Consider the following 9513-nt stretch of genomic DNA (forward strand, 5'->3'; position numbering starts at 1 on the left):
GAAAGTGAGGTACAGCGATAACCGAGCTTCCTTTTAAACCAGACCCAGACAGGGCTGGTCAGCTACAGTGCAAAGATTGTTTTCAAAAGAATCGGCCAAAGGGAGGAGGGCAGAGAAGCGATCGAGAAATGTACAAAGGTGACTGGAAATGTGGAAAGTGCGGTACAGCGATAACCGAGCTTCCTTTTAAACCAGACCCAGACAGGGCTGGTCAGCTACAGTGCCGAGATTGTTATCGTAAAAGCAATTCTTTCTAAAGAATACAAGCGTTTGCCACGCAAAAATAGAAATGAAGTCTGTGGTACTATGTACGTATGAAGGAGCGATTACAGTTAGGTATTGCGCGGTTTCTTCAAGCAACGCTGGTTATAGCTGGCGTGGTTGCTTTCATGCGTGGCTCGTGGACGATATTGTTTACCAGTATCATTGCTCTTTTGGCGACATTTATCCCAGCACTGCTTGGCAAAAACTTCAAACTCAATATTCCGGTCGAATTACATTTTATTGCCACACTTCTTATCTACGGCACCTTGATTTTAGGAGAAGTAGGAAATTTTTACGAGCGGTTTTGGTGGTGGGATATGGTATTGCACGGTGGTTCAGCAATAGTATTCGGTATTGTTGGTTTTGTCATTCTCTACACGCTCTATGATGCAAAGCGTCTTGTCGCAAATCCCTACATTATTGGACTTTTCACATTTGCGTTTGCGGTCGCCATAGGGGTGGTGTGGGAAATTTTTGAATTTACCATGGATACACTCTTTAACTTTAATATGCAAAAATCGGGATTGGTAGACACTATGTGGGATTTGATTGTTGACAGTGTGGGTGCCCTTATTGCCGCAATTGTAGGTTATTTTTATATAAAAAATAAAGGCAGAGGGAAAGGATACATAACCGGTGCGATAGATAAGTTTTTTGCATCAAATCCCCGTCTTCAAAAATAACACAACTCAGTTTATTTTTGGTAGCGAAAAACTATTTTGTAAATAAAGGACGAAAGATGTCAAAATAAAAGTTGGTTCAATACTATTTATTGTTGCATTTTATCTCTACAAAAAGATACAACGGCGGAAAAGAAATAAAAGACAATTCTAAATATTTGTCCCCAGAAAATTACAAGGTTTTGTTTAAAAAATCTGATACACTTACGGTCGTGACATTTGCATAATCGTATTGTATGGGGTACCGATATCCACGAAAATCCAAACACACACTTGCCGTAGTACGCAGTAGCGCAGGGCTGGGGCTTAAAACACAGTTTCCTATACCAAAAGGGGACTTTGTTGCCGAGTATTTTGGAACGTTTCTGTCAGATGAAGAAGCTGATAAAAATGGTGGTAAATATCTCTTTGAAGTAGACAAGGATTTAGTAATAAATGGTACTACTCGGGGTAATATTGCACGCTACATCAACCACTCCTGTCGGCCTAATTGTGAGAGTGAAATAGATGGTAAGCGAGTTTTTATTTATGCCAAACGAAACATAAAGTCTGGGGAGGAGCTTGCATATGACTATGGTAAAGAATATTTTGATGATTTTATCAAACCACATGGTTGCAAGTGTGCCCCCTGCAAAAAATAAAAAAACCAAATAGTAAAACTATAAAACTTTATATTTTAATGTAATATAATCCAAATCAGATTCTCTATAGTTCAATACCCACAGTCTTATTCAAAAATAGTCACTAAATATTTGTCAATTTCACGCTGGTTCAGATCATAAAAATGTTTGTTAGTACTATATAGCTCTGTGGACAAAGCAATACCAACAAATCTCCAGTGCCACGGCTCAAATATATAAAAGTCATTGTTTTGTGGATAGGAAAGTATAAAGCCATATTTGTATGCATTACTTAGCATCCACTGATATGGTTGTGTATTTTCAAATCCCTCTAGTTTACCCTTAAGTCCGGTCGTGATGAAATCTGCAGTTGTGCCGAGCTGATGTTCAGAATATCCTTGATCCGCAGAAAACTGGTTTGCGGTGTTTGCACCGTAGGTCACGGTGTAGAAAGATTTTAATGATTCTTGATTATTAAATGAACGATATGCGGATTTTATATATAAAGTCACATTATCACGCCCTGCTGCATCAAGAAGTTGTTTCAGGTATGGCCATACTGACCCATGTATAAACTCAGGCCTTCTCTCACTGTATAAATACTTCTTTTCAATCTCTGCAAGCCGTCTTGGAGCGAAGTGCTCGTTTAGGAAATAGACCTTTGAATATTTCTGCAAAAGCTCTTTATCGGTGTTGCTTAATTTTTCAAGTATGGTTACTGTACCAGAAATTTCCCCTACTTCTTTCTCAAAATTTCCAAGTTGCTTTTTTATTGCTGACACATTTTGTTGTTCTTGCTCAAGAGCATTTGTAAACGAGATTTGTGTTTCAGTAATATTGTCCTGAAGCACAGCAACTGTAGCAGAAAGTTTTGATTCCAAAGATGTTATTTGGATAGAAAGTGTAGTGAGGCGATCGTATCCGTACCATGAAGCATAGCCAATAGACGTTATTACAATCACGAATACCGCAGAAATCACCCAATAAAATGGATGTACTTGCTTCAGCATAGTATTCATTTTTTTCGCAATATAGCGTATTCTCAGTTGCATAAGTGCCTAGTATAGTGAAGATTTTTTATTTGGTCACAAAGACAGAAATTCACCTACAACCATCCACATATACAAAAAACCCACTCTATTCGAGCGGGTTTTTTGTTTTATTCAACGCGGCTTACTTTGACCGCCTGCGGACCTTTTTGTCCTTCAGTCACTTCAAACTCTACTTCGTCACCCTCTTTAAGGGAGTTGAAATCAGTACCCTGTACTTCGTTTGAATGAAAGAAGAGATCTTTATCGCTATCCTCTGTCTTAATAAAGCCGTAGCCTTTATCCATGAGGCGCGCAATAGTTCCTTTTTTCATTTAGTGTAAAAACTAAAACGAGTAATCTTTGTATGAAAGCTCTACATATCGCTTTCACTACCTCAAATACACTCAAAAGATTAAACTCGACTCAGTTCTTCTTCAGTAGTTATTTGATGTTGGCAGTATATTACACAATCAATATAATGTCAAGCGCAACCCGTATCAAGGGCTTACTGCTTTCTGTGAAAGAAAAATTGATTTACTTGCGCTTTTTGCTGGCTCTTTGAGCTAGCATTTCACGTTTTACCGCGAGTCGTTTTTTGGTCTTTTTTGAACGCGAGGTTTTTCTCTTTTCAATTCCTGTACTTCTTTTTGCCATGATAGATTTTGTTAATTATTTTGAATGGTAATGAAAAATAATGTCATCTAAATCATCACCCTGTTAAATGCGACCTTGCCGCTCCCGCTTTGCGGGATTTAACAGGGTTAAACAATCACATAGTCGTTTTACTCCTTGTGTTGTTTAATTATACACTACTTTTTCTTTACATGGAGACACTGGAATTCATAAAAATTGTAAATAAAAAACCCCGTGATGCTATTGCATCGCGGGGGGATTTGTATAATAGTCGCTGTCGTTAATTAATAGCAGGGAAGTAAGCCACGAAGAGACCTACATACAGTAAAATCGAAATGATAGATATGTTTCGTGCCCAAGTTATGTCGGGAGTTCTCTTAATGAGCTCCCGATGTATGGCAAACCAGTATCCCGAAAGCAATCCAATCAATACAAGTGTGAACAACACTAATTGCAAACCAGTCATTTCATTTTCTCCAATCATTTTTCAGACAACATGTCTAAAATTCAACTGTTTTCATTGTAGCATAATCAAATCACATTGTCAAGTATAACTCTGGTGGAGTATTGGTGTTCAAACCTATTTTGTACAAAAAACAGGTATCCCGTAGGATACCTTTTAATAGTTACATATATGGGGTAATTTCAATTGTATCATCGTGCAAACAAGCCCTAGTTACCTGGCTGCATTTAAATCCTTTTTCCGAATCCCTCTGGCACGACATCCAACCATCTCCAGTTGGAAGATACGGACTTAAATTTGCAAAATTACCACAGACTTGATGTCTGCTACATTTGAAATGACGAACATCTTCAGTCTTCTGCCATTTTTTATATTCCTTGCGAGTCATTGGGAGACCAACGACTTTGCTATAGTCAAGGTTAAAATATTTATAGAAAACAACTCTTATATCCTGCCACCAAAAGGCGAGACGTTTAAGCGATGGCACTTGTTCGTGTGGCTTACGGATTACTTCAGTTACTTCAGTAGTTTGGTCGTAATCTTTCATTTGGAAACCTCCCGTTGTGATATATTCTAGCCCAGTTATATCACATTTAAATCACGAAAGACACTATATTAAAAAACCGCCTCACGACATCCGTGTCTTTGTGGGCGGTTGCTTAGTCAATAAATTCAAGTAGTTTCCAGGGCGTTCCTTGAAATTTAGCTATGCCAGGACTGTGAAAATCCCATTCAACTGGACACTCTATTTCATGGTCATATATATCATGGCAATATATTGACGTTCCTACTGTTCCTTCGGTTTGAGCAGGAATGACGGCAAGTTTCATATCGTGTTGACCAATCTGGTGAATAATTAATTCCTCATCGTTTTCATAGATATAATCTCCCACTTGCATGTACGTGAAACTGTTCGGAACGATGTAGTCAAGAATGAGACGTACTTTTTCACCGTATGGTATTTCCTCTTGTGCGTCCATATACTCCTCTCTCAAAAATTTGGGTGAAATCTGTTTGTATAATAGTGCATTTATATATAATTTGGCAAGTTCATCACATGTGACAACGCATAAAAATAAATCGCCACAAACGAAGTTTGTGGCGAACTGTTAAACTCAACCTAAGCGATATAATTTAATCACCTTATTATCGTCATCTCATTGGAACGATAATGAGACGATTAAAACTAGGATATCACTCGGAAATGAGTCCAGGCGTCGAACCGACGGATATACCCAAACTGTCACAGTACTGCTGCACTAGCCCACTTTCAACTTCACGGTCATCAAAGAAATCGAAGAAGTGTATAGGTGTGTCGTTATGCTGAGAAGCTGCCGCTGGCGACTCCTCAATTATTGTTGGTTCAGTCATTAGCTTTTCCTCTTTGTTTTAAAAGCATTTTTTGAGAACTGAGCGCTGGCATGGTGCCAAGAATGCGCCTCCATTGCCTATCGTACTATATTTATTAAATTTGTCAAATTTAAATTTTAAATAGAAAAAATCCCGCAATGCAATAGCACTGCGGAGTAATAATAATTTCTTTTAACTTGCTAAAAGACCAACACACACAAAGAAGGAATAAGCTCCTATCGCGAATGTAAAATCCGGACTGCGATTTTTCATTGGTCCCTTACCGGAAATAATCCGATAGAGAGAAATAACGAACATCCCAAAAGCGATGCCTTGAACCAATAAACGTAACATTTTGTTTCTCCTATATGCTTTTCTTGAGACGACACGTTCATTCTTTTCAAATCCATCATAAGTACAGCATAGTGGAGCTATACAGTCAAATCTAACATCACTGCGTCAAACTTACGATTGACAAGTAATATATTTTATTTAGACAGCGTCAAATCGAGCCTTATTTTTAACCATCCACTTTCCTTTCTCCTTTTCCATCTCCTCCTCGTCCTTGCTGTGGGCACTTATTACGTCAGCATGAGCCTCCATGTAATGAGGCATAAGTGCTTTCATCCATTCTTCGAATGTTTCACCTTGAGCTTCATGTTCGCACAGGTCGCATTTAAGCGTTTTCATAATATTTTTAATTTAAGAGTAATAGGAAAAAGATACCGCAAGTAAATAATCTTGTCTGCTTCGCTGAGCAGGGTTTTGTCACGAGTTACTAAGCATTTTGCCACATTTTATGTATAAAAATACTAAGCACTCTCGACCCCCGACGCAACGCTCAATCGTGCTCGGGCACACACATTTCCATCTTTCGAGCCCGGCCACAGAGACAAACACAAAAGCCCTAATGCATTCGCCTCAGGACTTGGTGTTTGTTGCTCTAGTAATAGGACTCTAGCTCCTATTTATTCAGTGTGTGATGCAGGACACTTTTTATCTGAGTGTTCACAAATAACACAACAATTATCACTATCTTTTGGAACGGATATCATTTCTTCACACTTTTCACATTTATGAAATGCTAAACAACCGTCTTTTGGTATAACCACTTCTTGTATATGACCACAATGTGGGCAGGTTAGGTTTGCTTTATCCATATTATTTTATTACTAATTATTATCATGCGTGTGATTATCTTCTACATTGACTCCATGACTGTGCTCAGCTTTTATAATCCCAGTAGAAGCAGTTATGCCGAGTGTGACCAATAGCAAAGCAATAACCCAAAATTTGATATTAGCAACACCATGTCTAAATTTGTACCAAATAAGTGGAATGAGAATAAAAATAATGAGGAACCACCAGCCGGTTGCAAATGAACCTTCAAGTATACCTTCTGCAACTGGGTGATTTATAGCCTCTGCGAGGTTTGGTGCAATATTAAAAATGAACTTATTCCACGAAGCGTGGAATATTGAATCTTCCCACCAAGCCATACCAAAGAGTCCATACGTGAGAATAAATGCTCCTGCGATAGTCAAACTAGTACCAGTCCAGATGTGTAGATTGCGCGACGCACGTCCTACCCAGTCAATACTTCGCATGCCGAGCAAGGTTAATAAAACAAGAAAAATGAGAGGTGTTGCTCGACCAAGGCCATGAACAAGACCGAGCCAGCCCCCAGTGATAACAGAGCCAGTAGAAGCGATGTATGTAAGAAGAACATAGAAGGCGGGGTTTGGGCATCCGATACCCGCATTACCGAGAAACATTCCAAGAAAAAATGTTTTTGCATATCCTTCTTTAATCCACGTACTTTTACTGTGTCCAAATGAAGGAAGTGGCACATGTAAAAGTTCAAGCTCAGAGAGAGCAAAAATGAGTGCCATTGACCCTGCTATGACAAACATAACTCTCGTAAACTGGTCTAGCCCGAAATATCCTCCAAGAAATGCAGTTACGACACCATAGAGTGCGAGTGTGGTAGCAAGCCCAACTCCAAATGCCACTGAAATGCCCAGTGCCTTGCTCGTGCTTTTTTCTTTTACAGCAAGGGGCACTATGACAAATGCAAGTGGCAGTGTACAGGGGAGAAATATCATTGAAAGACCAGCGGCGTACGATAGAAACACTGACACCGAGTTGTCACTTTGTGTCGCAAGCCATAAAAGCCCTATGCTTATGACAAGGAAAAATAAAAACGCCAGAATTCCTATAAATTTTCTACTCATGAATATTGCATTTTTCACATTTGCCAATAATTTGCCTTGATGAGTAGTAGATAATCACTAAAAATAGTATTAGAGTTATTGCAAAGATCCACCACTGATATGTTACAAGCAGACCTACTGCTCCGAAGCCCAAAAATCCAAAAAGTGAAGCTACGCACATTGGACACGATGCGGCTCCAAATATGGAAGCTGCAGTAACAGATGTACCACCTAGACCTCCACGTCCAACCGAAGCAAGATTTATACTTTCTCTCTTTGATTGTTTGTAGGTAAAATATTTCATTATTATGAAAAGTGAGCTAAGTAGCGCAAGTAGCGTGAGGACTACGTAGTCACTAAACGTATATAAACCAAACTGTAACTTGAGTGTGTTTGAAGGTACGAATATTACCGGTATTGCTACAAATAATACAGCAGAGAGTATTGTAATTGGAATAAAAAGAATGCGATATACACTCTCTTGCATTGTTATTTTGGTGGCGTCAATAATAGTACTCAAATACTTCATAAATATTGTGGAAAAAGTTTTATCCGCTCTTTCAAAGGCATCTTTTTTTGCAGTAATTATTGATATATTCCTCGTGTCAAAAGTATACCAAAAATTTAAACCTGTTTGGTATAAAGAGTTTCGACCCTTACAGTTTCAGCCTGCCTGCGCAGACAGGTACAGGTTGTTGATATTTTTACAAAATATCTGGCAACCTTTTCGAGCTCTGTCCGAAAAATTGTGTAAAACAAAAAAGTGCCAAAAGGCACTATTTGTTTACAAGCTCCGCTGGGTGGACGACGTTCGAACCTCTTGTTTTGTATAAAAAAGAAAGACCGTAGGGCGAACCATGCGGTCTTTTTATGAACTCAAGCTGTGCCAAGAAAATCCGAGTCGGACGGAAGTATATCCTCCTGCATATTCTCGATGCTAAATGCCCGACATGCTGCAGCAACCATATGGGATACACATTCGTCATACCACGGCTGGACACCACTTGCCGCGACAACGATACCATCCAAAACAACGCTTCCGTAGTGCTTGGTGTCGACTCCTGTCAGAATATAGGGCATCGTTTCTTGGACTATGTGTGTCGGAAGTTTTGTCCACCACGAGATTTGTGCTTTGGATCGGGCAATTTTAGCATAGTCATGCTCCCAATTTTCCGTGTTACCAAGCGATACTTCATATAGGATAGCAGACTTGAAAGTCACCCTATTTCTGTTAATTGGCATCGCAGCAGGGTCCATCACCACTATGTGAAGATGGTCCCGCTTAAACAGTTTGCAACCCATTGCGGTATAGATTATGGGCTCCACCATCTCGACAGCCTGTTTGGCTACATCAGCTGTAAGTAAATAACTCATTTTGTCACCTCATTGGAGTCAAAAAACAAAACTGCCGTATGGCAGATTGGAATATCTATAACATATCTTTCAAATTTTGTCAGCTCCGGCGACAGGTTCAATAACTTTCAGCTCAAGGCAGGGTAATGGTTTTTTAAAAAGTTCCAACGGCTCAACACGTTGAGCCGTTGAAAGCCAGTGGGGAATTGGATGTGGGTGGGTCGTTTGCCACCAAATTTGTTTGCTTCGCGGACAGGGTACTCTTCCATTACATGGACGGTACACCTTCTCTGTTTTCTTTTCATAAATTCAAGAAAACTATCAAAGGTCTTCGAGTCCTGTCCGAAAAATTGTGTAAAACAAAAAAGTGCCAAAAGGCACTATTTGTTTACAAGCTCCGCGCAGTGCACGACGTTCGAACCTGTCGAATAGGATAGATTAGTCTCTATTTTTATTAATGTCCACAACAAATGAACAAAAGCATAGGAAGCAGTATAATGATAATTATGCTGATTATTGAAAAAAGAAGACCGTACGCTAAATAAGGTTTTCTTTTGCGAAATACCAAATAAAGAACGACTAGTATAAAGAAGCTAACAAAATACGTACTAGCTCTTAAAAGTCCTTCCATTCTTGGTTCCATTTCAAGTATTTCTTTACCAAAGATTTGTAAAAACCATGAAAAAACAAATGCCAGTAAGCTGATGAAAATTCCTCCTAACAAGAGACTAATTTTTTCAACAATTGTTAAAGTGGAAGGCGGTGGTTGAGGTTCCATTACATCAGATATTAGTTGGGTAAACAATCAGCTATTCCAGTGGGACCAATATTTCTAAATCCGAAACCTTTAGAGCTAGCCACAATGTATATGTCAGGCTTTTCTTCTAATCCTCCACCTGGAGCAGT

At 39.1% G+C, this 9513-nt stretch carries 12 protein-coding genes; 2 read left to right on the forward strand and 10 right to left on the reverse strand.

The annotated features are described in order from the left end of the window. Positions 1-314: 314 nt before the first annotated feature. Together IIB50_02225 and IIB50_02230 are read left to right on the forward strand one after the other, a co-directional pair. On the forward strand, positions 315-947 hold the full coding sequence (locus IIB50_02225; GenBank protein ID MCH7529911.1) for a hypothetical protein: 633 nt from the start codon (positions 315-317) through the stop codon (positions 945-947). 233 nt (positions 948-1180) lie between these two features. Next, positions 1181-1585, forward strand: a complete 405-nt coding sequence (locus IIB50_02230) for an SET domain-containing protein-lysine N-methyltransferase (GenBank protein MCH7529912.1) — start codon at positions 1181-1183, stop codon at positions 1583-1585. A gap of 86 nt (positions 1586-1671) precedes the next feature. Here IIB50_02230 and IIB50_02235 read toward each other — a convergent pair whose 3' ends face one another. The 10 genes from IIB50_02235 to IIB50_02280 form a co-directional block, all read right to left on the reverse strand. Next, positions 1672-2574: a D-alanyl-D-alanine carboxypeptidase family protein gene (locus IIB50_02235; GenBank protein MCH7529913.1), complete on the reverse strand. Its 903-nt coding sequence runs from the start codon at positions 2572-2574 to the stop codon at positions 1672-1674. Between the two features lie 149 nt (positions 2575-2723). Beyond that, a complete protein-coding gene (locus tag IIB50_02240) occupies positions 2724-2927 on the reverse strand; it encodes a cold shock domain-containing protein (GenBank protein MCH7529914.1) in 204 nt (67 codons plus the stop codon). Positions 2928-3854: 927 nt separating this feature from the next. After that, complete coding sequence (locus IIB50_02245) at positions 3855-4238, reverse strand: hypothetical protein (GenBank protein MCH7529915.1); 384 nt, start codon at positions 4236-4238, stop codon at positions 3855-3857. Positions 4239-4350: 112 nt separating this feature from the next. Then, positions 4351-4671, reverse strand: coding sequence for a hypothetical protein (locus IIB50_02250; protein MCH7529916.1), 321 nt, complete (start codon positions 4669-4671; stop codon positions 4351-4353). A 214-nt stretch (positions 4672-4885) separates the two neighbouring features. Beyond that, positions 4886-5062, reverse strand: coding sequence for a hypothetical protein (locus IIB50_02255; protein MCH7529917.1), 177 nt, complete (start codon positions 5060-5062; stop codon positions 4886-4888). Positions 5063-5533: 471 nt separating this feature from the next. Then, a complete protein-coding gene (locus IIB50_02260) occupies positions 5534-5731 on the reverse strand; it encodes a hypothetical protein (GenBank protein ID MCH7529918.1) in 198 nt (65 codons plus the stop codon). 482 nt (positions 5732-6213) lie between these two features. Next, complete coding sequence (locus IIB50_02265; GenBank protein MCH7529919.1) at positions 6214-7275, reverse strand: cytochrome C biogenesis protein; 1062 nt, start codon at positions 7273-7275, stop codon at positions 6214-6216. After that, positions 7268-7783, reverse strand: coding sequence for a hypothetical protein (locus IIB50_02270; GenBank protein ID MCH7529920.1), 516 nt, complete (start codon positions 7781-7783; stop codon positions 7268-7270). Before IIB50_02270 ends, IIB50_02265 begins: the two co-directional genes overlap by 8 nt. 347 nt (positions 7784-8130) lie before the next feature. Further along, positions 8131-8628: a hypothetical protein gene (locus IIB50_02275; protein ID MCH7529921.1), complete on the reverse strand. Its 498-nt coding sequence runs from the start codon at positions 8626-8628 to the stop codon at positions 8131-8133. Between the two features lie 433 nt (positions 8629-9061). Further along, positions 9062-9385 (reverse strand): hypothetical protein, encoded by a 324-nt coding sequence (locus IIB50_02280; GenBank protein ID MCH7529922.1) that lies wholly within the window; start codon positions 9383-9385, stop codon positions 9062-9064. Positions 9386-9513 lie beyond the last annotated feature (128 nt).

The organism is Patescibacteria group bacterium (assembly GCA_022560785.1).
Classification (GTDB): domain Bacteria; phylum Patescibacteriota; class Minisyncoccia; order Phycocordibacterales; family JADFSL01; genus JADFSL01.

Coding starts and splice junctions, on each gene's coding strand:
- IIB50_02225 (MCH7529911.1), top strand. CDS start 315: ATGAAGGAGCGATTACAGTTAGGTATTGCGCGGTTTCTTCAAGCAACG.
- IIB50_02230 (MCH7529912.1), top strand. CDS start 1,181: ATGGGGTACCGATATCCACGAAAATCCAAACACACACTTGCCGTAGTA.
- IIB50_02235 (MCH7529913.1), bottom strand. CDS start 2,574: ATGCTGAAGCAAGTACATCCATTTTATTGGGTGATTTCTGCGGTATTC.
- IIB50_02240 (MCH7529914.1), bottom strand. CDS start 2,927: ATGAAAAAAGGAACTATTGCGCGCCTCATGGATAAAGGCTACGGCTTT.
- IIB50_02245 (MCH7529915.1), bottom strand. CDS start 4,238: ATGAAAGATTACGACCAAACTACTGAAGTAACTGAAGTAATCCGTAAG.
- IIB50_02250 (MCH7529916.1), bottom strand. CDS start 4,671: ATGGACGCACAAGAGGAAATACCATACGGTGAAAAAGTACGTCTCATT.
- IIB50_02255 (MCH7529917.1), bottom strand. CDS start 5,062: ATGACTGAACCAACAATAATTGAGGAGTCGCCAGCGGCAGCTTCTCAG.
- IIB50_02260 (MCH7529918.1), bottom strand. CDS start 5,731: ATGAAAACGCTTAAATGCGACCTGTGCGAACATGAAGCTCAAGGTGAA.
- IIB50_02265 (MCH7529919.1), bottom strand. CDS start 7,275: ATGAGTAGAAAATTTATAGGAATTCTGGCGTTTTTATTTTTCCTTGTC.
- IIB50_02270 (MCH7529920.1), bottom strand. CDS start 7,783: ATGAAGTATTTGAGTACTATTATTGACGCCACCAAAATAACAATGCAA.
- IIB50_02275 (MCH7529921.1), bottom strand. CDS start 8,628: ATGAGTTATTTACTTACAGCTGATGTAGCCAAACAGGCTGTCGAGATG.
- IIB50_02280 (MCH7529922.1), bottom strand. CDS start 9,385: ATGGAACCTCAACCACCGCCTTCCACTTTAACAATTGTTGAAAAAATT.